The organism is Flavobacterium sp. DG2-3 (assembly GCF_030730925.1).
Taxonomy (GTDB): domain Bacteria; phylum Bacteroidota; class Bacteroidia; order Flavobacteriales; family Flavobacteriaceae; genus Flavobacterium.
Genome location: NZ_JAVAMB010000024.1, coordinates 16,409 through 37,836 on the forward strand (window position 1 = coordinate 16,409; position 21,428 = coordinate 37,836).

The window sequence follows — 21,428 nt, forward strand, 5'->3', positions numbered from 1 at the left end:
TCCCATACGTTAATGTTGCGACTAAATGCTAGCAAAACTATATATCCAAATGAAAAAAATTATTACAATATTTTTAATATGCATTTACAATTTTTCCAATGGACAAGAATTAAAGTCCCATTCTTTTATAAAGAAAGAATCTAATATTGTAGATGGAACACACGAAACAAAAATTATAATAACTGAATCAGAAATCATATTAAAAAACTATGCAAACAATAAAACAAACGATCTAATAAGAATAATTGAAAGATCGGAAATGAAACCCTACAATGGAATAAACTGTATTTGGTACTATTGTATTTCTACCGAAAAAAATCTTTTTAGAGGAGATTATAGAAAAAGCATATTCATCTATGATAAAGTAGGCAAGAATATAGTTTTTGCAGATTTTGCTTCTGAAATTGATATCTATTGGACAAAATTCCTCTTATAAACTTTTTGATTCCTCCGCACGGGCCAGCCAAAGGATAAGTTTTCAATTTATAAAAACAAAAAGCTCCGCAATAAAACGGAGCTTAAATTTTTAATAATTAAGAATCTAAACAGCCTTAACCATAGTCACATTATCACAGGCTTTTTGAATTTGCTTATCTGTAAACTGAGATAAAACCTTTACTAAATCTCTGCTTGTTTGCAGACAACTTAGCATTTTCTGTCTTAAAATGCGATCGTTTCCAAATTCGGTATCGAGCAATAACTCGAAGATTTCTTGTAAATACATTGGTTGGTTTTTAAAATCGCCTTCAAAACTTAAATTTGAAATAAAAATGGCTACTGAACGCATCACGTCACGGTGTGTTTTTTGATTTTCTCTTGTCATATCGAAAATATTTAAACGCACGAATCCCCCGCTTTAGATGTGACAAAATACCCGTATTAAGGATAGATTTACTAGCCTTTCGGTTTAAACTACTCATCATGGCGAGGGATCCGCTTATGTAAACTTTTAAAAGTCTCTAAGTTTTATCCAACGGTATTTTGTCGTTGGCAAACGTACAAAATTAAAGCAGTACAAAGAATAAAAAAATAAGATATTTTCTTACAATTTATAATGTCAAACTTTCTTTCTCAAATAACCAATAGCCCCAGTTGACCATAAAGCCAGAAAAATTAAAACAGGCTGAAAAAACAATCGTATTAAACGCGCTTGATCGGTGTCGAGTCCGAAAGCAGAAGTTCCATTTAGGTATTGTGCTATATTTCCAGGGAAAACTAAAACGTAAAATAGTGCCAAAACAATTCCAACTTTCACTTTGTATTTGGTTAAAAATACCATTGCCAAACCTAAAATAATTTCTACAATGCCAGAAAGTATCACAACCAAATCTTTGTCCATAGGAACCCAATTGGGAACCTGCGCTTGAAAATCGGTTCTCTGAAAAGTAAAATGTCCGATAGCAGCTGTTATCATAAACAATCCCAAAAATATTCGAATGAAGTTTTGAAGCTTTGAAGTTTTTATATATTCCATATCAAGATTAATTTTCTAAATAAATTTCTATCAAATTTACAGGAAATAAAGTGAGATTTTTTGTATATTTTTAAGAACATTCTTATTTAATATCCATATCAAATTTTAGTATAAACAAAAAATATTTCATTTTAGTCATCAGAGATTTTGTTTATCAGAAACCATTTTTTCTACGTTTAGACCTCTCTCAAACTATCCAAATTCACGATTTTGTTAATTCTTTTCTTAAAAAAAACGACGAACTAAGCAATTTTTCCTACTTAATTATTTAAATTCGCCGCTTAACCAAACCACTAAGCCATTAAACCCAATGACCCTTTTTAATTTCTTTAGAAGATCTAATATAAAATGCCCCAGATGTCTTGGAAAAAGATTTGTTGATTGGGATGATATTCGCCGTTTAAACCGACAATTAAAATGGGTTCCTGCACCATGCGCCTATTGCGATGCAACGGGAAGAGTCCCCAAAGAATTGCTTTCTAAAGTCGCTGTCGACTGTATGTACCTCACCATCGATTTGCCAGAATCTGTAATCGAAAAAATAAAAGAAGGCGATCACGAAACTGTTGAAAAAGGAAAGCAACGCGAACTTTTTGTAGATCATCTTATACAATACGCTGAACATCATCACTTCACTCAAAATCTAGATGCAGAAAGTATTGCCAATTTGTACTTAGAGTCCGAAGCCGAAAAAGCTTCTTTTGCTGTAACTAGGCAAGAATTAATAAAATACATTCAAGGCGTAATCGAATTAAAGAAAACGGTATTACAATAGCATTTGCAAATCGACTACTAAAATTCTTCAGCCATCTACAAAAACAGGTAAAAACACCTATAGCCACCATTTTATTTAGTGGTAATATTGTAGTGAATAATTTTTGTTTCTAAAAAGTTTTCTTGTTGAGAACTTCTTAATTTTTTGTCACTTTTTTTTGGAACAGAAAGTGGAATTTCAAGTCGCTGGTACCGATTGGAAATTTCACTTTTTTTTATGGTCTGACCGCTTTTTTTTAACGCAAAGCACGCTAAGGTATTTCTGTTTGGAGCGCGAGCGATATCTAGATATTAAGTTCGCAAAGCTTTGTCGATAATGAACTTTTACATTTTTTCTAACCGCTAAGAACGCTAAGTTTTCTCTCGCAGATTTAGCAGATCTAACAGATTTTATTTTATCTGCTTAATCTGCAAAATCTGCGAGAAACCATTTTACCACAAAGCTTTGCGAACTTTTGTATTTTCTCTAACCGCTAAGCACGCAAAGAATTACGCAAAGTTCGCAAAGTTTTTCTCTCGCAGATTTAGCAGATCTAACAGATTTTATTTTTATCTGCTTAATCTGCAAAATCTGCGGGAAACTATTTTATCACAAAGCTTTGCGAACTTTTTCAGCTTGATCAAGCCTCGCATAAAAAATTCTTAGCGAACTTTGCGTGCTTAGCGGTTAAAAAAACTTTTCTAAAATCAAATTTCAAAGAGTATTTTTGCTTCTCATAAAAGCCACGAAATAAAAGTCCAAATGACTAGAGAACATTATATTCCGTTTAACAAAGAATTTTTACTGGAACAGCAAATTGCTGCTTTTGCTGAGAATCCTAAAAAGGTTACTGATTTTAAGAAGCTGTTCGAAATTATCGAACACTATTATCATTACGAATCTTTTAATCTTAATCGAAATCTAAAACAGCATTACGCGCTCTACGATCCAGATTTAAGCGAAAAAGAACGCGAGCAGTTTATCAATAAAAGCGATTTTCCTGTTTTTAAGGAAACTTTGCTGAAAGTTTTAGAACGTGGCAATTATTACAGAATCAACCAAGAAGCTTTAAACGAAGCCTTCCATGAATCTGATTTGGTCGGACTGCATCTTTCTATCGATTTTAATGCTTTTAAAGATTACGAACTTTACGCGCGCGGGCATCATAAAGCAAAAGAAAAAGTCAAAAAATACTTTTTCTGGACCAAAGAAGTCGAGATTGAATATTACGACCGAGTTCTGATTTACCTGAATTACAGCGAAGCCGATTATTTTAAGCAGAAGAAAGTCAAATTAGGAAAAATGCCAATCGATCCAGGTTCTATCGCTTTGAAAATTTTTAAGCGCGTTCCTAAAAACGATCTCGAAACGGTTTTTCCAAATGCCATTCCGAGAATGTCTTTAAAAGACAAATTATTGCTTTGGGTTCCCGGTGTTTTTGGTGGACTTTCGTTATTAAGTGCCAAAGTGATTCCGGCTTTGATTAATATGTATGAAGCGTATCAAACTGGCGAAACCATCGATTTATTAAACAGTAAAACTTCCTTAAATCAAGGTTTAATTGCGTTGGGAATCTTAGGAGCGTACTGCTTTCGCCAGTACAATAATTTCATAAACAAAAAAATTCGCTATTCTAAAACGCTTTCAGACAGTTTGTATTTTAAGAATGTCGGAAACAACAGTGGTGCGTTTTATTCTCTTCTAAATTCTTCTGAAGAAGAAGCTTTAAAAGAAACCATTCTGGCTTATACTTTTTTACACGAAAGTGAAAAATCTTTAACCGCCGACGAGCTAGACCATCAAATAGAATCTTGGTTTAAAACAAAATTAAATACCGATTTGGATTTTGATGTAAACGATGCTTTATTAAAACTAAAAAGCATTGGATTAGGAACAGAAACTGATGGAAAATGGAATGTTGTCCCGCTTGATGACGCACTTGTTGCCATTGACGAATTATGGGACAACGTTTTTCAGTACAGTCAGAAAGCCAATTCTTTAAAATATTAAATAATGTATACTTACAAATGTTCTTGCTGCGGAGAAGTTTTTGACCAAATACCATTGTGCTTTGGCAGTCAATTTCCTGCTTATTATTTTACCATTCCCCCAGAAGAAAGAGAACAAAGAATTGAATACGGCGGAAGTTGGTGTTATATCGATGAAGAACATTTTTTTCATCGTGGCAGATTAACGATTCCGATTATAGATTACCACGAAGATTTGGTTTTTAATGTATGGACTACCATAAGCGAAGATAATTTCTGTCTGCGAATGGATTTATGGGAAGATCCAAACCGAGTAAATCAGGAACCTTATTTTGGCTGGATGCAGACCAATGTTCCCACTTATGGCGAAACTTTGTCATTAAAATCAATGGCAATTGAACAAGGCTTGGATTTAATTCCTGAAATAAAAATGATTGAGGAAAATCACCCGCTAACAATAGATCAGGAAAACGGAATTACACTCGAAAAAGCGATTTCTATTGTTGATGAAATAATGAAAATACAGCACGGTAAAACCTAAAAGAAATTTTATTAGATTTACGCAACTAACCTTAAAACCACAAAAAATGAGAACATTAGACCAATGGTTTGCAGAATATGCCGTAAGTCATCAGAACCCCAAAAACAAAGCGATACATTATATTTGTGTTCCTGCAATTTACTTTTCGATCGTTGGTTTACTTATGAGTATTCCGAGTGCGATAATTTCAAATACACTTCAATTAAACGCTCCTATAATTGAAAACTGGGCTTTTCTCGTTTTGCTTTTTGTTCTTATTTTCTACATACGTTTATCCATTTCGATGGCTATTAAAATTGCTATTTTTTCTATTCTCTGTTTAATTGTCAATTATTACATCTCGCAATTTGTTCCGTTATGGGTTTTCTCGCTTGGCGTTTTTGCGTTGGCTTGGATCGGACAATTTTACGGTCATAATATTGAAGGTAAAAAGCCTTCTTTCTTAAAAGATCTTCAGTTTTTATTAATTGGCCCAGCTTGGGTTGTTGAGAATTTGTTTTCGAAGAAATAAATGGTTTCATTCCAAAAATATTTTGCCCAGTCTTGACGAACAATTAAAATAAGGATTCTCTTATTTTTTAAAATAAAAATGTATTTTTGATTTACCAAAACTAAATTTATGATACAGTTAATCTGGGGAATACTAAACGTTACATTGTTTTTAGGGCTCTTTGTTTTTTCTGCAAAAAAAGCAGCAGAAATTCGTCAAAAAGTGGGCTTACCTGTTGCAATTCTTTTTTCTTTTTTTGCTTTATCTTTTGTTACGAGACCGAACAATGAAGAAAAAGATAAAAAATTTGAATTTGAAAACAGAGAGACAAAAACGCAGTCTTCAAATCGTGACACGTTTATTTCAGACATTATTCTTGAAGATGATGTGTGCAGCAAATTTAAATTGAACGCAATTACTGATGGCGAAAATGTGCGTTCAGCATTAATTAGAAGAACTGGTTTTCTTAGTGGAACAGAATGGTCGACATTATACATCGATATCAATAAAACAGAAAAGAAAGGTGTTTTTCAGTATCATGTTGGAGGAACTAAAAGATGGAGCATTCTTGGAATTGATCTATATCAAGAATATAAAGAATTTGAAGGAATGAAAGAATTTAAACGAACTTCGTTTTAACTTTCTTTAAAGTCAGCAGTATAAAATAAGGACAAACGAAGATTTTTATCTTTTTTGTCCTTTATTATTTTAAAAACATTTTGAAGCAGCTTATAAATTTAATCTATAAATGAGAAAATCCATTATTACAATTACGGCTCTAGTTTTACTTTCTTCGTGCAAACAAACGGAGAATAAAAGTCTTGCCGACAAAACAGAAGTAAAGAAAGACAGTACTAAAGTTCAAAATTCTGTACAAACAGCATCATCAGATTCTGACTTGCTTCAATTATTTACTAAAAGGAAAAATGAAGTGGTGCTTCAATTAAAATCATTGCCTAATAAAGAAGCTGCCAACGCTTTATATGAAAAATATTTTGAACAAAACGGCAATTTATTACAGCAAATAGCTGGAAAAGAAACTGGAATATTAGAGAAATTTTATAATGAAGACGAAGCCGACAAAAAAGCAGTAGAGCTTTTAGGGGAAAACCTTTCTAAACATCAATTGCGCTATTGGGAAATTGGAGAAGGATATGTTGAAATTGAGCCCCTACCCGATTTCTATTACAAGATTTTTAAAGATTATGTGACAGACGATTATAAGGACTATTTGCAATTAAAGAGTGAAGAAAACAAAACGCTCTATTCTGCAGATGCGGGACTTGCTATATCTTTTAAAGATTTGGGCGACAGAATAATTTCTTGGGAAAATTTTATGGCTAAATATCCGAATTCGAAATTAAATCCATCTGTAAAAGAAGAATACAAAAATTATCAAATGGATTATCTAATAGGTCAGGATAATACGCCAACTAGAGAACGAGCAACAGAAGAAAGCTACATTTATCCAGAGAACATTCAGGAGTTTAACCGTTTTCTAAAAAAACATCCGAAAAGTGCTACTGCTCCTTTGGTTCATTTGTTTATGGAAAACTTTAAGAACGAGAATATTATTGATGTTTTAAGAGCAGAACAGGATAAAGTGTAAATAACTAAATCGAAATTTTTAATTAACTATTAATACTAAAATCATGGAAAATAAAAAACCGATTACATTTGTTTTTTGGATTATCGCAATCATTTTGGGCGTAGTCTTATTTAAGCAATTTGATTTTCAAAGTTTAAAATTTGAAAATCCTGCATTGGCAGTTATCTATATTGTGGTGTTTGTATTTTCAGTTTATTACATCATTAGAAATTCTAAAAAGTAGATAAAATAAGATTCGAATTTCGTCACATTGAAGTTATAAAAACAACTACTAAATCCTTTATGATATGAGAAAAATAATTGTTTTATCGATGTTGTCATTAGATGGAGTAATGCAAGCTCCTGGAGGACCTGAAGAAGACCGATCTCAAGGTTTCAAATTTGGAGGATGGACTGTGCCGTATGGTGATGAAACCTATGATAAGGCTGTACAGAAAGAATTGCAGCCCGCAGATTATCTTTTGGGAAGAAAAACATTTGAAATTTGGGAAAATTACTGGCCTGACCATGCCGAATTTTGGCCGAGTATTAATGATGGAAACAAATATGTTCTTTCTAAAACCCGAGAAAAATCAGATTGGAAAAATTCTATTTTTATCGAAAGCCTAGATGAAATAAAGAAGCTTAAAAATTCTGAAGGCAAAGACATTCACGTTTGGGGAAGCAGCCAACTTATTCATCTTTTATTAAAAAATGATTTGGTTGACGAACTTCGATTAAAAATTCATCCTCTATTGCTAGGAAAAGGAAAAAAGCTTTTTGATGATAATGCAAATCCGTCATCTTTTATTTTGACAGATAGTACCATTACTTCAACCGGAGTAATTTTAGCCAATTACATACGAGATGGAGAAGTTAAGACTGGAAATGCTATTGTTTGATTTAAGTCTGTTTGGTGATTTATGAAATAAAATTCTATTGTTGAAAATAAAAACTTTGACGTCAGACATATATACCACATTTGACGTTACTATTCTCATGCTCTCAAAGATTTACACCAATTAATCTAAGGCAAAAGCCAAAATTTATCATAAAAAATAATCCAAAAAAATTATAGAATGGAATTGAATTTTAAAGATTTTCCTAAACTAATTACTGAAAGATTACTATTAAGAAATATTGAAAACACTGATGTTGTTTTAATTCATAAATTACATTCTGATGCCATGGTAAATGCTTTTGTTGGAAGAGAGAATTCATCAAACTTAAAAAAAGCAGAAGAATACATCATTAAAATACAAAATTTAGTAGCGAAAAATGAATGCATTTATTGGGTTATAACGGAAAAAGGAAATAACGATCTAATTGGTTCAATTTGTTTATGGAATTTTGATATTGAAAATGAAATTGTAGAAATAGGATATGAAATGTTGAGTGAATTTCAAGGTAAAGGCATAATGACCGAAGCAATCAAAAAAATTATTGAATATACCTTTGAAAAAATAAAAGCAAAAATAATAACTGCTTTTCCGTCTTCTGACAATGTTAATTCCGTATCAATATTAAAAAAATTGAACTTTGAATTGGAGAATGAAAAGTATAATAATAAGCATGAGAACATCAAAAATCTGGTAACTTATACTTTGAGGAATAATCAAACAGAAAACAGAAATAAATGATTACTATAAATCAAAACGATATAGAAAATTCTAAAAAAAGAAATATAATACTTACCATTTTACTCTCAATATTTCTAATAGCCGATTTCTATACTTTGAAAACAATTTTAGATTCAAACCCGAATAATGATTTAATCGATCTTAGCGAAAAATTAAATTATTTTTATGTCATCTTTACAATACTAGATTTGTTGTTTACATTTTTTCTTTTTAAATGGAAAAAATGGGCTTTTTGGGGAACTTTCACAATTAGTATTTTAACCTTTCTGCTTAATTTATATGTTGGGGTAGAAATAATTACATCTCTTTTTGGATTAGCAGGAGTAATACTTTTATATGCTTTACTTCAATTAAGATCTAAAAATGTTTCAGGTTGGAAAAATCTAGAATAAAAACTACCTACTCATAACAGCTAAAAAAAAGCCTGAGAATCTACATTCTCAGGCTCTTAAAATATATAGTGACCTTGACGGTACAGAATTCGAACCAATTAGCGGAAGATTTAAAGATTTTGAATGAAACTCATCTTTAATTTATCTGTTGTGCTGTGAGTAGGTTCATGGCTTGTATGTCATTATACCAAGACATTTTCATCATTGAACTAGCCCTGTTAAGTATGCCTACGTTTGACTAATATCATATACTTTTTAGATTCATTAAAAATATCTAATAGCCATTAATATTGAGTGATTTTGTTTTCATGTGCCGGCTCTAAACTAATTTGATGTTATATTCTAATGAACTTAATTTGATGTTCGAACAGGTCTAAAATCAATTCATTTTCAGATAATTCGTATTTAATATTACTTGGAAAAGTATCGTTTTGCCAGATCAAAATTTGATTCTTTGATAATTCAAACCTTCCCATTTTTATTGAAAAATAACCATCACCCCCACTTAAGTAATTTACGGGGATTTCTACATGACAATTTCTTTTGTTATCAATTTGCAAATCCAAAGTAAATTTTAGATGACCTTTTATTTCAATAGCGTCAATCCAATTGCTAAAATTTGAATTGTAGTTTAAACCACTATATTTATTCTCTGAAATCCAATTTCCATTTAATAATAACATAGTATCGTAAATACTTTTTGAAATTTTATTCAATTCGTTTAACACCATTCTTTTGTCAGAGCTAATTTCAATTAGTTTATCAATAAAAGCTTTGGTTTTAGAAATTTCTAAAAGTTTACTCCATTCTGGATTCTGAATTTCGAAGAGTGAAATTCGCTTCTGGTATATAATTTCATTTTTACCAACTTCACTGACAACCAGAAAATTTAATTCTTCCGTCAGGTCAATACCAAGTACATATTGATGCCAATATTCCATTGGTATGAGTTCCGCACCCCTTCCTATTTCTATATATTTACTTTGCTCTGTCATTTTTTTTTTAGAAATTCAAATATATAAATTGTAGCAATCTGTCAAGTTTTTTTTAGAAAACTCTTTTACATTTAATTTTTATTGAAAAATAAAGTCAATTTACACGACAAGTCAATCTTGTAAAAGCTAATATGATAAAGTGAACTTAATAACTTTGTTTTCAATATGCAAATAAAAAGTTACTCCAGAATTTTAGAGACTTGACGGAGTTCGAACCAAAATTTGCCGTAAACACTGATGTTGTAAAAATTATAAAAATTAGATAATAATTTTTGAATCAAAAAAAGCCTGCAAAATATACACTTTGCAGGCTTTTAGTTTTTATAGTGACCCCGGAGGGGTTCGAACCCCCAACCCTCAGAGCCGAAATCTGATATTCTATCCAGTTGAACTACGAGGTCAGTTTATATTTTAGATTTTATGATTTTAGAGTTCAGATTTAATCTAAAATCTGAACTCTAAAATCTAAAATTATTTAAGACAACAGTTTTTTAACGATTGTCGAAATGGTTTTCCCTTCAGCAGTTCCGCCTAATTGAGCAGATGCTAATCCCATTACTTTACCCATTGAAGCAATTCCAGAAGCTCCTGTTTCAGCAATGATTTTTGCGATTACAGCTTCTACTTCTTCTTCGCTTAATTGAGCTGGTAAAAACTTCTCGATTACAGCAACTTGAGCCAATTCTGGTTCAGCTAAATCTGGACGGTTTTGCTCTGTAAAGATTCTTGCGCTTTCTTTACGAGTTTTAACCAATCTCTGAAGTAATTTAATCTCTTCTTCTTCAGATAAATCTTCTTTAGATCCTGAAGCAGTTGAAGCCAATAATAATTCTGATTTCACAGCTCTTAATGCTTCTAAAGCTACAGTATCTTTTGCTTTCATGGCGTTTTTAATTTCGTCCATGATTTGTGTTTGTAAACTCATGTTTATGTTTTATTTAAAATAAGCCAAAGCCCATTAATTGATATGTTATTTTGAAATTTGTTCTCGACTTGTTTATCCTGAGCGAAGCCGAAGGGCTCGAACTGACAAAAGAATTAACTTAAAAAGTTTAGTAAATAAGTCAAATTTTGAAATTCTGTGCGAAGATAAAAAAAATAACCCGAAAATTAAATCCAATTTTCGGGTTACCCAATATTATGATTCTAAAATTAATCTACGTTGTCGTGCAAAAATGAATTGTTTGAACGTAATTGCAAATCGTTATTACTGTCTGTTCCAACAGAAATTCTAGAATTTGTATTGTTAGATTGCGAATTAGACAAATCTATTCCTAATCTTTTATAAGCAGGTTCTTTTTCTAACTCGTCAATTCTAGAAACATTATTATGGAATTTATAGTTAAATTCTTTTAGTTTCTTTCTTCTTTCTTCAGCTCTTAAACGCAATGTTTCTTCGATAGTCAATTCTAAAGGAGAAACTTCAGAAGTTGTAGAGAAATCTGGCTGGCTAGCAAAATCAACTCTTGGCTTCAATGTGATGTTTAATTCCTCTGGAATAGTTTCTTCAACTACTTTTTCAACTGGTTTAGAAGCCAATAAATCATTTTCAACTTCCATATATTCTTCTAGAGAATATTTGATGATGCCGTTGTCTGAAACTTCAGTTACTGGCACAAATTGTACTGGATCGTTTACTTTAATTTCGCGAGTTTCATTGGTCAATTCAAACAACACTCTATTATCTTCAACAACTGGCTCTCTTTTTACAGGCTCTTGTTTGAACAAAGGAAGATCAAAAGAGAAAGTTGTTTGTTCTTCTCTTTCAAAAACTCTTTGCTGCTGAACTGGCGGCTGCTGTATTTGCTGAATTGGTGTTTCAGGAGCTGAAATTGTAAAATCGATATCTGTAATTGGCGAAACAATTTCGAAAGTTACATCTAAGTTTTTGATAAACTCAGACATTACCACTAACTCTTCCTGATTGATAGCTGGAGCAACAGCTTGTACCGGAGTTTGAGTTATAGCTTGAGTTGGTGTCGGTGTAAATGTTTCATCTTCATCTACCAATTCGAAAACAACTTTATCTTCTACTTTTGCAGTAGGAGTATCCGTTGTTAAATCAAAAGATGTAAGTGGTCTGTTAGTTAAATTATGAACACTTCTTTGCTCATCTTCTAACGTATGAATGATTTTCTTTGGTTCTGTATTTACAATTTCGTTTTGCTGTTCTACATCAAAACCTGTAGCAATAATAGTTACAGCAATAGCTTCACCAAGAGTTTCGTCTTCACCAACTCCCATAATGATATTGGCATTGTAACCAGCTTCTGCTTGAATATGATCGTTGATTTCTCCAATTTCGTCAAGAGTAATCTCGTGAGCTCCAGAAACGATAAGCAACAATACGTTTTTGGCACCCGTAATTTTATTGTCGTTTAACAACGGAGAATCTAAAGCAGAAACAATCGCTTCTTTTGCTCTGTTTTCACCTTCTGCTACAGACGATCCCATGATCGCAGTTCCACTGTTTGACAAAACAGTTTTTGCATCACGTAAATCGATATTTTGAGTATAGTGGTGCGTAATTACTTCAGCAATACCTCTAGAGGCTGTTGCCAAAACTTCATCCGCTTTAGAGAATCCTGCTTTAAAACCAAGATTTCCGTATACTTCTCTTAATTTATTGTTGTTGATTACAATTAAAGAATCGACTTGCTTACGCAATTTCTCGATTCCAAGAATTGCCTGTTCCTGACGCACTTTCCCTTCAAATTGAAACGGAATAGTCACGATACCAACAGTTAATATTTCTCTTTCTTTAGCCAATTGAGCAATTACCGGAGCTGCACCAGTTCCAGTTCCTCCACCCATACCAGCTGTAATAAATACCATCTTAGTATTTCTATCCAACATTTTTTCAATATCTGAAATACTTTCGATAGCCGACTGCTGTCCAACGTCTGGGTTTGCTCCCGCTCCTAATCCTTCTGTTAAATTAACTCCTAACTGAATCTTATTAGGTACTGAACTATTTTGAAGCGCTTGCGAATCGGTATTACAAACGATAAAATCTACGCCTTTAATACCTTGTTTGAACATGTGGTTAATTGCGTTACTTCCGCCTCCACCTACACCTATTACTTTGATTACATTTGATTGATTTTTTGGTAAATCAAATGAAATACTTCCAAATTCTGAGTTGCTCATCATCTTTTTGGTTTTTTGAAATTCTTATTAAGTACATTTTTTACTTCATGACTTGGGGCCAGAAAGTAATCCTTCTCTTTTTATTCTAATTTATTCTGCGTTGTCTAAAAATTCTTTGATTTTGTCGACATATCGATCAAAAAATGATCTTCTTATTTTTGTTTCTGTAGATTCGTTAGATACCTTTTGGCTTACCGCTTCTCGAGTATCTTCAATAGTTTCTACTTTCTCAACGTAGTTTTCTTCAACTTCGTATCGCTGCACTGGCGGAGCCGTTCTATAAACCACTTTTGGCTGTTCCTGAACCAATTCCATTCTAACAGCACTTTGCGAACTGTTTTCGATACTGTTCATTACTAATCCTACTGCAGTTGCAAATAACGGACTAGAGATTTCTTCACTAGAGTTACCTGCCAAATGCTCGTTTGGATAACCAATTCTAGTATCCATTCCTGTAATATATTCGACCAATTGTTTAATGTGCTGCAGCTGTGCGCCACCACCTGTTAAAACAATTCCTGCGATTAGTTTTTTACGAGGATCTTCGTGTCCGTATGCTTTGATTTCTGCAAAAACCTGCTCTACAATTTCCACTACTCTTGCATGGATAATTTTAGATAAGTTTTTAAGCGAAATTTCTTTTGGTTCTCTTCCTCTTAAACCTGGAATCGAAACAATCTCGTTATCTTTATTTTCTCCTGGCCAAGCCGATCCGAATTTTACTTTTAAAAGTTCAGCCTGTTTTTCGATAATCGAACAGCCTTCTTTAATATCGTCTGTAATTACATTTCCTCCAAACGGAATTACGGCAGTATGGCGAATGATACCATCTTTGAAAATAGCCAAATCTGTTGTTCCGCCTCCAATATCGATAAGCGCAACACCAGCTTCTTTTTCTTCCTGACTTAAAACAGCATCTGCAGAAGCTAATGGTTCTAACGTTAATCCAGACAATTCAATTCCTGAACTCTGAATACATCTTCCCACGTTTCTGATTGAAGACGCTTGCCCTACCACAACGTGAAAACTAGACTCCAATCTTCCACCATACATACCAATTGGTTCTTTGATTTCAGATTGCCCGTCGATTTTAAATTCTTGTGGCAAAACGTGAATAATTTCTTCTCCTGGAAGCATAGCCAGTTTATTAACCTGATCGATTAAAAGCTGAATATCTTTTTCGCCGATTACTTCTTCCGGATTATTTCTGCTGATGTAATCTGTATGCTGAATACTTCTGATGTGCTGTCCGGCAATACCCACAACCACATCTTTAATTTTATATCCAGAATTATTTTCTGCTTCGATTATAGCCTGCTGTATAGACTGAATCGTCTGCGTAATGTTGTTTACTACTCCTCTGGCAACACCCAAACTTTTGGATTTACCAATGCCCAAAATCTCCAACTTACCATATTCATTTTTTTTGCCGATCATGGCAACGATTTTGGTTGTTCCAATATCTAGACCTACTGCAATGTTATCTTTTTCCATTTTCTATTATTTAGTGCAAACTACTTGTTCCGTAAACCTAAGGTCAATTTTTTTGTATTTGTATAACGAACTATCTAAAACTGCTTTTTGAAAAAACGCTTTATAGTTTCTAAATTTCTTATCAACATTCATCGTTCTTCCAAAATCTATGAAGTAATCATAGTTACGATTAAACATTTTTAAGCTTCCATTCGGCATAATCTCTATAGCAATGATGTTTTTTTTCAAAAACGCATCGTCATAAATTGTGCGAAATAAAGCTGCTAAATCTTCGTTATTTTTTTCATTTATTGCCCCTGAAACAAGAGGAACTCGCGCAGTGAAATTGTCTGATAAAGGCATTTTATCCCCCTCATAGTCAATATAAAAAGAAGCGCCGCCGTCATAAACTCTTGCTATGGGCGTCTTCTGTTTTACTACTGCTTTTAGAACTCCATCGATACTTACAAAAACATTTGACTTCTCAATCATGTCTTGCGTATCAAGGGTTTTCTCTATCTTATTCAAATCTAGTTCATCTTTTCTAATACTGGAAGCGTCTCTTTTATTTTCTATCAACAATTTATTAACCGTTTCTGGCTTCACAAAAAGCGTATTTTCTCCTACAAAAACGACCATAGATTTTTTCAGTTTTCGATCTCCATTTCGATGTTGAGCGAAAGAATATAGAAACAAAACCAGTCCGAAAATAAGTACTAATCTAATATTTGCCCAATTAAATACTTTCATTTAAAATCTTTTTAATTGACGGAACCATCTCTCCCAGATCACCAGCTCCAATTGTTACAATAATAGGTGCATCACTGGCTTTAATTGCCCCTAATAAATCTTCTTTTGCAACAATTTTTTTGTTCGCATTAGTCATTTTACCCAAAAGCCACTCAGAAGTCACACCTTCCATCGGAAGCTCTCTTGCTGGGTAAATATCCATCAAAAACACTTCATCAAACTGCGATAAGCTTTCAGCAAATCCGTCAACAAAATCTCTTGTTCTGCTAAACAAATGCGGTTGGAAAATCGCCAAAACTTTACGTCCTGGATACAATTCTCTAACTGCTTGATGAACAGCATTTATTTCTGTTGGATGATGTGCATAATCATCAATATATACTAATTTTTCAGTCTTAATCTGATACGAAAAACGTCTTCTTATTCCGCTGAATGAAGCAATGGCTTTTGCAATAGAATCGGTTGGGGTGCCATAGGTTTTAGCCATTGCAATAGCCATCAATCCATTCATTAAATTGTGCTTTCCAGGCAATCCAAAACGCAGATCTTTTATAATTTCTGATGGCGTCTGCACATCAAAAACATAAGCCCCATCTTCGATTCGAACATTATACGCCTTATATACAGCATCTTCATTTATAGCACATTGAACACCATCTAAAGGCAATTCTTTGGTTATAAAGAGATTATTTTTATCTTCTACTTTTGAAGCAAATTCTCTAAATGAATCTTGAATTGCATCGCTAGTTCCATAGATATCCAAATGATCTGCATCCATAGAAGTTACACAAGCAATATCTGGACGCAAATGCAAAAATGATCTGTCAAATTCATCTGCTTCTACAACCGTTACCGTTTTACCGCTTCCGATAAGATTTGAATTGTAATTTTCTACAATTCCGCCAATAAAAGCCGTAACGTCTGCACCACTTTGGAACAGAATATGCCCCAAAATACTTGACGTTGTGGTTTTTCCGTGTGTTCCTGCAACTGCAAAACAGAAAGTATCTTTACTTATAATTCCAAGAACTTCAGCACGTTTTTTAACCTCATAATGTCTTTCGATAAAATAATTCCATTCTGAATGTGTCTTAGGAACCGCTGGCGTGTAAATCACCAATGTATTCTCCACATAATAATCAGTTGGAATTAAACTGATATTATCTTCAAAATGAATATCGATACCACTTTCAATCAATTCATTAGTTAGCATCGAAGGTGTTTTATCGTAGCCTGAAACTTGTTTTCCAATAAACTTGAAATAACGAGCTAAGGCACTCATTCCGATACCACCGATACCAATAAAATAAACGTTTTGTATTTGATTTAAATTCATTTTTAAATGTTGTTTTTCAGATCTTTACCAATTCTTTATTTTAGTAAAAAACTAGCTATTAAACCTTTATGTTTTTTCGCTACCAAAAGACCTAAATTGCCTAAAATAGCGTTCAAATTTATTTTTGATGTTGTATAATTTTCCTTAAAAATTATATTATAACAACTTTTTTATCTGCTCTACAATTTGCTTTGTAGCATCTGGACGAGCTAGTTTTTTTATATTATCGCTTAATTGTTTCTGTTTTCCAGAATCTTTCAGCAGCGCTTCAAAAACAATGCTAAACTGACTATCAAGCTCAGATTCTTTCAACAAAATCGCGCCTTTTTCATCAACAATTGCTTGCGCATTTTTAGTCTGGTGATCCTCAGCTACATTAGGCGACGGAATAAAAATCACTGGTTTTCCAACAATGCACAATTCTGACACTGAAGAAGCTCCTGCCCGTGAAATTATGATATCTGCAGCTGCGTAAACAAAATCCATTCTTTCAATAAAATCGACCACTTTTACATTTGGCTGATTGTATTTTTTATAGTCTTCAAAATATAATTTCCCGCATTGCCAGATTACCTGTACGTCTTGAGAAAGAAAATTTTGCAGTTCTTTTTCTACTAGCTGATTGATTCTTCTCGCTCCCAAACTTCCTCCAAGAACCAATAATGTTTTTTTATTCGGATCTAAACCGTAGAATGCAATTGCTTCTTCACGTTTACTTTCAATGTCAATTAAATCCTGACGCACTGGATTTCCCGTTAAAACGATTTTCTCTTTTGGAAAAAAGCGCTCTAAATTTTGATACGCCACACAAATTGCATTTGCTTTTTTGCTCAACAATTTGTTTGTAATTCCAGGATAAGAATTCTGCTCTTGAACCACTGTTGGAATTCCTGCAGAACCAGCCGCTTGCAACAAAGGTCCGCTAGCAAAACCTCCCGTTCCGATTACTGCATTTGGCTTAAACTTTTTAATTATTCTTTTTGATTCCAATAAACTGCTTGCCAGTTTAAGAGGAAACATCATATTCTGTAAAGTCAGTTTTCGCTGTAAACCTGCAATCCAAAGACCTTTTATTTCATAACCTGCTTGTGGCACTTTCTGCATTTCCATTTTATCTTTGGCGCCTACAAAAAGAAATTCCGCATCAGGAAATTGTAATTTTAATTCGTTTGCAATTGCAATCGCAGGATAGATATGCCCTCCTGTTCCTCCTCCGCTAAGTATGAATTTATACTTTGTCATCTCTTTCAAAAATTACAACGTTTTAAAATTTATTCTCTTTTTAATTATTTGTTTAAAACCGCATTCATTGGGTTTCTTGAATTATCTTCTATCGAATAAGCTGGCTCTTCATCATATATCTCTTGAGGAATCACATCATCTTCTGCCAATTCTTTATCAATCAATCGCTGTAAAGCTTCTTTTCGCTTTTCTTTTTCTAATTTTTCTTCAGCGATTTCATCCTCTTTTTTAGTCACGCTAATGATAATTCCAAGTCCAAGGCAAGTCATCCAGATGGAACTTCCTCCACTACTTATCAATGGAAGCGTTTGTCCTGTAACGGGCAATAACTCTACTGCAACCGCCATATTAATCATTGCTTGGAATATCATCGGAAACCCGACCCCGACGACGACTAATTTCCCGAATAAAGTAGGCGCTTTATGAGAAGCAACTACAAATCGGAATAGAAGCAATAAATACAAAACTACTATCGCTACGCCACCAACCAAACCATATTCTTCTACAATAATGGCATAAATAAAATCGGAAGAAGATTGCGGTAAAAAGTTCTTCTGCACACTTTTTCCTGGACCCAATCCGCCTAATTTTCCTGAGGCAATGGCAATTTTTGCTTTTTCAATCTGATAATCATCTTCATCTGGTTTATCTGTCGTAAAGTTCATAATACGACTTTCCCAAGTTGAAACCCTGCTGAAAAATCTTGAATCTGGAAAAGCTTTTGCTACCAAAAGGAAAAATGCCAGCATAGCAATTCCTGAACCCACAATAAACGCAAGATATTTTAATGGATATTTTCCAATAAATGTTAGCATTAAAACCATTGAAAAAATCAACGCTGTAGTCGAAAAGTTCGCTGGTAATATCAAGGCCAATGTTATAAATACTGGAACCCAAAGCTGAATTAATGAAGTCTGAAAAGGCTCATTTTCTTCTTTAGTTTTGGATAAATAACGCGCCACATAAATAAACAAAACAATGGATGCCAATGTCGAAGTTTGGAATGTGATTCCGATAAAAGGAACCTGAATCCAACGGCTCGCATTTGCTCCCGCAATTACAGTTCCTTTTAAAAGTGTATAGACCAATAAAATCCAAACCACTGGAAGTGCAATTTTAGAAATCGCTCTAAAATAATGATATGGCACTCGATGTACCCAATAAATGATTAGAAAACCAATACAGATATGGGCCAAATGTTTTACCAAATACCCTAAAGTATTCCCCGTACCATGCCCGATATAAGCCAAATTACTACTCGCACTAAAAACAGGCATAAACGAAAACAAAGCCAATAAAGCCACGAATGACCATATTACTCTATCTCCTTTTAATTTGTTTACTAGTTCTTTCATATTTTAGATTTCTGATTTTAGATTTTAGATTATTTTAAACCTTCGGTTTTGATTTTTTTATTTATTGATTCTGTTATTTACTGTCTTTAGACTGCTTACAAAAATTGCTGTTAATTCGTTTGCTTCTTTCAAAGCGATTTCCAATTCTTCTTTGGCAAGCCACATTTTTTCTTTTATAATTTCAATCCAGAATAAAGTTTCGTCAGCTTCTTCCAAAACTATATTCATTTTAGCAACAAATTCTTTATCACTTCTCGCTCTGCATACTGCCCGATAATTTGCTCCGACTGATGTTCCGCTTCTTACTATTTGACTTGTAATTGATCTGATTACATTTGTATTCGGCAGCTTTTCAGCTAAATCAATTATCATCAAAGAAAACTTCTTAGTTCTCATCTTCATTTCATTCGTCGTCATACCCAAAAGAACTTATTTTGAGTTCAAAGCTTAGAAATAATCTAAAATCTGAACTCTAAAATCTAAAATTATAAATTATGCACCGCTTGTTTGAATTGTTTTCCTCTGTCTTCGTAGTTTTCGAATAAATCGAAACTTGCGCAAGCTGGAGACAATAAAACAGCATCACCTTTTTCTGTTAATCTTTGAGCAGTTTTTACTGCATCGTTCATATTATTCACTTCAACCATAATATCCACAACGTTTCCGAAAGCATCAATAATTTTACGGTTATCAACACCAAGACAAATAATTGCTTTTACTTTTTCGCGAACTAATGACATCAATTCGTTGTAATCATTTCCTTTGTCTACACCTCCTACAATCCAAACGGTTGGAACATTCATACTGTCTAAAGCAAAGAAAGTAGCGTTTACATTTGTTGCTTTCGAATCGTTGATATATTGAACGTTTTGTATTTTTAATACTTTTTCTAAACGGTGCTCAACACCTTGGAAATTAGATAAACTTTCGCGGATTGTTGCATTTCTAATTTGCATCAATTTCGCAACAGAGCTTGCTGCCATTGCATTTTTCATATTATGTTTTCCTTCTAACGCAATGTGTTCTGTATCCATTGTAAACTCTTCTTGGTTGATCTTTATTTCCATTTTGTTGTTATTTATAGAAGCCCCTTCATCAAATTTTTTCGTCAATGAAAAAGGAATTAATTTCGCTTTTGTTTTGTTCTTTTTTAACCATTCTGTACTTGCTTCATCATCTGCATCGTAAATGAGATAGTCACTTTCAGTCTGGTTCATTGTTATTCGGAACTTCGAATTGATATAATTTTCATATTTATATTCATATCGATCTAAATGGTCCGGACTTATATTGGTTATAATTGCAATATCTGGCCTGTAATTTATAATTCCGTCCAATTGAAAACTGCTCAACTCCAAAACGTAGGCATCATACTTATTTTCTGCTACCTGCCAGGCGAAACTCTTTCCGATATTCCCTCCCAATCCGACATTCAACCCTGCATATTTCAGCAAATGATGTGTCAGCATTGTGGTAGTAGTTTTACCGTTGCTTCCCGTAATCCCAATCGTCATTGCATCTGTATAAGGAATCGCAAATTCAATTTCCGAAATCACTTTTACTCCCGCCGCAATCAACTTTTTTACTATCGGAGACTTTTCTGGAATTCCTGGGCTCTTCATTACCACATCTGCATTCAGAATCAAATCTTCTGTATGCTGTTCTTCTTCCCAAGCAATTTTATTAATGATAAGAACTTCTTTGTAACTCTCTTTTATTTTTCCGAAATCAGAAACAAAAACTTCATATCCTTGTTTCTTTCCGAGGATCGCAGTTCCTACACCGCTTTCTCCTCCTCCTAAAACTACTAACCTCATACTTTACACAATTAAAAATTGAGAATTAAAAATTAAAAATCTAACATTAGACCTTAATTGACTTTCCCTTTTAAGGTTATTATAATTTTCGCCAATATTTTACAGATTTCTTCTGCTTCAATATGTATACTTTCAAATTCACTTACAGAAATATAATCTGTAGCTTTTAATAATTTCAACCAATAAATAGTTTCTCTTGCTTGTTTATAAGAAATCTCAAGCTTAAATAAGAACTCTTTATCTGATCGCCCTCCAATTGATTCTTCGATATTTGCTCCAATTGAAGTTCCAGATCTCAAAACCTGTTTACTCAACACAAACTCCTTTTTATTCTCAGATAAATATTTGTATAAATTCACAATTCTAACTGCAAATTGAAATGATTTATCCTGAATAATATTCTCCTTCATTCTTAAAAATTTTTAATTTTTAATTTCTAATTT

The 21,428-nt window shown here is 33.1% G+C and carries 24 protein-coding genes and 1 tRNA gene; 11 read left to right on the forward strand and 14 right to left on the reverse strand.

Annotated features, from left to right (window positions below; all coding sequences use genetic code 11):
* The first annotated feature begins 49 nt into the window (after positions 1-49).
* Positions 50-436 (forward strand): hypothetical protein, encoded by a 387-nt coding sequence (locus Q9Q97_RS21245; protein WP_306160816.1) that lies wholly within the window; start codon positions 50-52, stop codon positions 434-436.
* Between the two features lie 105 nt (positions 437-541).
* Here the strand turns inward: Q9Q97_RS21245 and Q9Q97_RS21250 are convergent, their stop codons facing one another.
* Positions 542-823 carry a hypothetical protein gene (locus Q9Q97_RS21250; RefSeq protein ID WP_306160818.1) on the reverse strand — a complete coding sequence of 94 codons (282 nt, stop codon included), beginning with the start codon at positions 821-823 and terminating at the stop codon, positions 542-544.
* Positions 824-1,057: 234 nt separating this feature from the next.
* Positions 1,058-1,474, reverse strand: a complete 417-nt coding sequence (locus tag Q9Q97_RS21255) for a hypothetical protein (protein WP_306160820.1) — start codon at positions 1,472-1,474, stop codon at positions 1,058-1,060.
* A 310-nt stretch (positions 1,475-1,784) separates the two neighbouring features.
* Here Q9Q97_RS21255 and Q9Q97_RS21260 point away from each other — a divergent pair, with 310 nt between their 5' ends.
* The 10 genes from Q9Q97_RS21260 to Q9Q97_RS21305 all read left to right on the forward strand — a co-directional run bounded on the left by Q9Q97_RS21260 (position 1,785) and on the right by Q9Q97_RS21305 (position 8,867).
* Positions 1,785-2,249, forward strand: coding sequence for a hypothetical protein (locus Q9Q97_RS21260; RefSeq protein ID WP_306160822.1), 465 nt, complete (start codon positions 1,785-1,787; stop codon positions 2,247-2,249).
* A 741-nt stretch (positions 2,250-2,990) separates the two neighbouring features.
* The gene (locus Q9Q97_RS21265; RefSeq protein ID WP_306160824.1) at positions 2,991-4,238 is read left to right on the forward strand and encodes a TMEM143 family protein; all 1,248 of its coding nucleotides are present in this window, start codon (positions 2,991-2,993) and stop codon (positions 4,236-4,238) included.
* Positions 4,239-4,241: 3 nt separating this feature from the next.
* Positions 4,242-4,757, forward strand: a complete 516-nt coding sequence (locus Q9Q97_RS21270) for a DUF2199 domain-containing protein (protein ID WP_306160825.1) — start codon at positions 4,242-4,244, stop codon at positions 4,755-4,757.
* Between the two features lie 46 nt (positions 4,758-4,803).
* The gene (locus Q9Q97_RS21275; protein WP_306160827.1) at positions 4,804-5,268 is read left to right on the forward strand and encodes a DUF962 domain-containing protein; all 465 of its coding nucleotides are present in this window, start codon (positions 4,804-4,806) and stop codon (positions 5,266-5,268) included.
* Between the two features lie 108 nt (positions 5,269-5,376).
* Positions 5,377-5,886 (forward strand): hypothetical protein, encoded by a 510-nt coding sequence (locus tag Q9Q97_RS21280; protein ID WP_306160829.1) that lies wholly within the window; start codon positions 5,377-5,379, stop codon positions 5,884-5,886.
* Between the two features lie 109 nt (positions 5,887-5,995).
* The gene (locus Q9Q97_RS21285) at positions 5,996-6,856 is read left to right on the forward strand and encodes a hypothetical protein (protein ID WP_306160831.1); all 861 of its coding nucleotides are present in this window, start codon (positions 5,996-5,998) and stop codon (positions 6,854-6,856) included.
* 43 nt (positions 6,857-6,899) lie between these two features.
* The gene (locus Q9Q97_RS21290) at positions 6,900-7,079 is read left to right on the forward strand and encodes a hypothetical protein (protein WP_306160833.1); all 180 of its coding nucleotides are present in this window, start codon (positions 6,900-6,902) and stop codon (positions 7,077-7,079) included.
* Between the two features lie 64 nt (positions 7,080-7,143).
* On the forward strand, positions 7,144-7,737 hold the full coding sequence (locus Q9Q97_RS21295) for a dihydrofolate reductase family protein (protein WP_306160835.1): 594 nt from the start codon (positions 7,144-7,146) through the stop codon (positions 7,735-7,737).
* Between the two features lie 177 nt (positions 7,738-7,914).
* Positions 7,915-8,475, forward strand: coding sequence for a GNAT family N-acetyltransferase (locus Q9Q97_RS21300; RefSeq protein ID WP_306160837.1), 561 nt, complete (start codon positions 7,915-7,917; stop codon positions 8,473-8,475).
* On the forward strand, positions 8,472-8,867 hold the full coding sequence (locus Q9Q97_RS21305; RefSeq protein WP_306160839.1) for a hypothetical protein: 396 nt from the start codon (positions 8,472-8,474) through the stop codon (positions 8,865-8,867). Before Q9Q97_RS21300 ends, Q9Q97_RS21305 begins: the two co-directional genes overlap by 4 nt.
* Before the next feature lie 335 nt (positions 8,868-9,202).
* Here Q9Q97_RS21305 and Q9Q97_RS21310 read toward each other — a convergent pair whose 3' ends face one another.
* The 12 genes from Q9Q97_RS21310 to Q9Q97_RS21365 all read right to left on the reverse strand — a co-directional run bounded on the left by Q9Q97_RS21310 (position 9,203) and on the right by Q9Q97_RS21365 (position 21,395).
* On the reverse strand, positions 9,203-9,862 hold the full coding sequence (locus tag Q9Q97_RS21310) for a hypothetical protein (protein WP_306160841.1): 660 nt from the start codon (positions 9,860-9,862) through the stop codon (positions 9,203-9,205).
* Between the two features lie 327 nt (positions 9,863-10,189).
* Positions 10,190-10,263: transfer RNA gene (locus Q9Q97_RS21315), tRNA-Arg, on the reverse strand.
* Between the two features lie 74 nt (positions 10,264-10,337).
* Positions 10,338-10,787, reverse strand: coding sequence for a GatB/YqeY domain-containing protein (locus Q9Q97_RS21320; RefSeq protein ID WP_306160842.1), 450 nt, complete (start codon positions 10,785-10,787; stop codon positions 10,338-10,340).
* A 227-nt stretch (positions 10,788-11,014) separates the two neighbouring features.
* Complete coding sequence (gene ftsZ / locus Q9Q97_RS21325) at positions 11,015-13,015, reverse strand: cell division protein FtsZ (protein ID WP_306160844.1); 2,001 nt, start codon at positions 13,013-13,015, stop codon at positions 11,015-11,017.
* 87 nt (positions 13,016-13,102) lie between these two features.
* A complete protein-coding gene (gene ftsA / locus Q9Q97_RS21330) occupies positions 13,103-14,506 on the reverse strand; it encodes a cell division protein FtsA (RefSeq protein WP_306160846.1) in 1,404 nt (467 codons plus the stop codon).
* A 6-nt stretch (positions 14,507-14,512) separates the two neighbouring features.
* The gene (locus Q9Q97_RS21335) at positions 14,513-15,235 is read right to left on the reverse strand and encodes a cell division protein FtsQ/DivIB (protein WP_306160847.1); all 723 of its coding nucleotides are present in this window, start codon (positions 15,233-15,235) and stop codon (positions 14,513-14,515) included.
* Entirely contained in the window at positions 15,222-16,571 is a 1,350-nt protein-coding gene (murC, locus tag Q9Q97_RS21340; RefSeq protein ID WP_306160849.1) for a UDP-N-acetylmuramate--L-alanine ligase, read from the reverse strand. The genes Q9Q97_RS21335 and murC overlap by 14 nt, the downstream gene beginning before the upstream one ends.
* A gap of 156 nt (positions 16,572-16,727) precedes the next feature.
* On the reverse strand, positions 16,728-17,813 hold the full coding sequence (murG, locus tag Q9Q97_RS21345) for an undecaprenyldiphospho-muramoylpentapeptide beta-N-acetylglucosaminyltransferase (RefSeq protein ID WP_306160851.1): 1,086 nt from the start codon (positions 17,811-17,813) through the stop codon (positions 16,728-16,730).
* Between the two features lie 44 nt (positions 17,814-17,857).
* Positions 17,858-19,168 carry an FtsW/RodA/SpoVE family cell cycle protein gene (locus Q9Q97_RS21350; RefSeq protein WP_306160853.1) on the reverse strand — a complete coding sequence of 437 codons (1,311 nt, stop codon included), beginning with the start codon at positions 19,166-19,168 and terminating at the stop codon, positions 17,858-17,860.
* A 57-nt stretch (positions 19,169-19,225) separates the two neighbouring features.
* Complete coding sequence (locus tag Q9Q97_RS21355) at positions 19,226-19,585, reverse strand: four helix bundle protein (RefSeq protein ID WP_125723591.1); 360 nt, start codon at positions 19,583-19,585, stop codon at positions 19,226-19,228.
* 68 nt (positions 19,586-19,653) lie between these two features.
* Positions 19,654-20,985 carry a UDP-N-acetylmuramoyl-L-alanine--D-glutamate ligase gene (murD, locus tag Q9Q97_RS21360; RefSeq protein ID WP_306160856.1) on the reverse strand — a complete coding sequence of 444 codons (1,332 nt, stop codon included), beginning with the start codon at positions 20,983-20,985 and terminating at the stop codon, positions 19,654-19,656.
* 53 nt (positions 20,986-21,038) lie between these two features.
* Positions 21,039-21,395 carry a four helix bundle protein gene (locus tag Q9Q97_RS21365; RefSeq protein WP_306160857.1) on the reverse strand — a complete coding sequence of 119 codons (357 nt, stop codon included), beginning with the start codon at positions 21,393-21,395 and terminating at the stop codon, positions 21,039-21,041.
* Between the last annotated feature and the right edge of the window lie 33 nt (positions 21,396-21,428).

Coding starts and splice junctions, on each gene's coding strand:
- murG (WP_306160851.1), bottom strand. CDS start 17,813: ATGACAAAGTATAAATTCATACTTAGCGGAGGAGGAACAGGAGGGCAT.
- murD (WP_306160856.1), bottom strand. CDS start 20,985: ATGAGGTTAGTAGTTTTAGGAGGAGGAGAAAGCGGTGTAGGAACTGCG.
- Q9Q97_RS21260 (WP_306160822.1), top strand. CDS start 1,785: ATGACCCTTTTTAATTTCTTTAGAAGATCTAATATAAAATGCCCCAGA.
- Q9Q97_RS21280 (WP_306160829.1), top strand. CDS start 5,377: ATGATACAGTTAATCTGGGGAATACTAAACGTTACATTGTTTTTAGGG.
- Q9Q97_RS21275 (WP_306160827.1), top strand. CDS start 4,804: ATGAGAACATTAGACCAATGGTTTGCAGAATATGCCGTAAGTCATCAG.
- Q9Q97_RS21290 (WP_306160833.1), top strand. CDS start 6,900: ATGGAAAATAAAAAACCGATTACATTTGTTTTTTGGATTATCGCAATC.
- murC (WP_306160849.1), bottom strand. CDS start 16,571: ATGAATTTAAATCAAATACAAAACGTTTATTTTATTGGTATCGGTGGT.
- Q9Q97_RS21365 (WP_306160857.1), bottom strand. CDS start 21,395: ATGAAGGAGAATATTATTCAGGATAAATCATTTCAATTTGCAGTTAGA.
- ftsZ (WP_306160844.1), bottom strand. CDS start 13,015: ATGATGAGCAACTCAGAATTTGGAAGTATTTCATTTGATTTACCAAAA.
- Q9Q97_RS21320 (WP_306160842.1), bottom strand. CDS start 10,787: ATGAGTTTACAAACACAAATCATGGACGAAATTAAAAACGCCATGAAA.
- Q9Q97_RS21310 (WP_306160841.1), bottom strand. CDS start 9,862: ATGACAGAGCAAAGTAAATATATAGAAATAGGAAGGGGTGCGGAACTC.
- Q9Q97_RS21295 (WP_306160835.1), top strand. CDS start 7,144: ATGAGAAAAATAATTGTTTTATCGATGTTGTCATTAGATGGAGTAATG.
- Q9Q97_RS21255 (WP_306160820.1), bottom strand. CDS start 1,474: ATGGAATATATAAAAACTTCAAAGCTTCAAAACTTCATTCGAATATTT.
- Q9Q97_RS21270 (WP_306160825.1), top strand. CDS start 4,242: ATGTATACTTACAAATGTTCTTGCTGCGGAGAAGTTTTTGACCAAATA.
- Q9Q97_RS21250 (WP_306160818.1), bottom strand. CDS start 823: ATGACAAGAGAAAATCAAAAAACACACCGTGACGTGATGCGTTCAGTA.
- Q9Q97_RS21335 (WP_306160847.1), bottom strand. CDS start 15,235: ATGAAAGTATTTAATTGGGCAAATATTAGATTAGTACTTATTTTCGGA.
- Q9Q97_RS21350 (WP_306160853.1), bottom strand. CDS start 19,168: ATGAAAGAACTAGTAAACAAATTAAAAGGAGATAGAGTAATATGGTCA.
- Q9Q97_RS21300 (WP_306160837.1), top strand. CDS start 7,915: ATGGAATTGAATTTTAAAGATTTTCCTAAACTAATTACTGAAAGATTA.
- Q9Q97_RS21245 (WP_306160816.1), top strand. CDS start 50: ATGAAAAAAATTATTACAATATTTTTAATATGCATTTACAATTTTTCC.
- ftsA (WP_306160846.1), bottom strand. CDS start 14,506: ATGGAAAAAGATAACATTGCAGTAGGTCTAGATATTGGAACAACCAAA.
- Q9Q97_RS21265 (WP_306160824.1), top strand. CDS start 2,991: ATGACTAGAGAACATTATATTCCGTTTAACAAAGAATTTTTACTGGAA.
- Q9Q97_RS21285 (WP_306160831.1), top strand. CDS start 5,996: ATGAGAAAATCCATTATTACAATTACGGCTCTAGTTTTACTTTCTTCG.
- Q9Q97_RS21355 (WP_125723591.1), bottom strand. CDS start 19,585: ATGACGACGAATGAAATGAAGATGAGAACTAAGAAGTTTTCTTTGATG.
- Q9Q97_RS21305 (WP_306160839.1), top strand. CDS start 8,472: ATGATTACTATAAATCAAAACGATATAGAAAATTCTAAAAAAAGAAAT.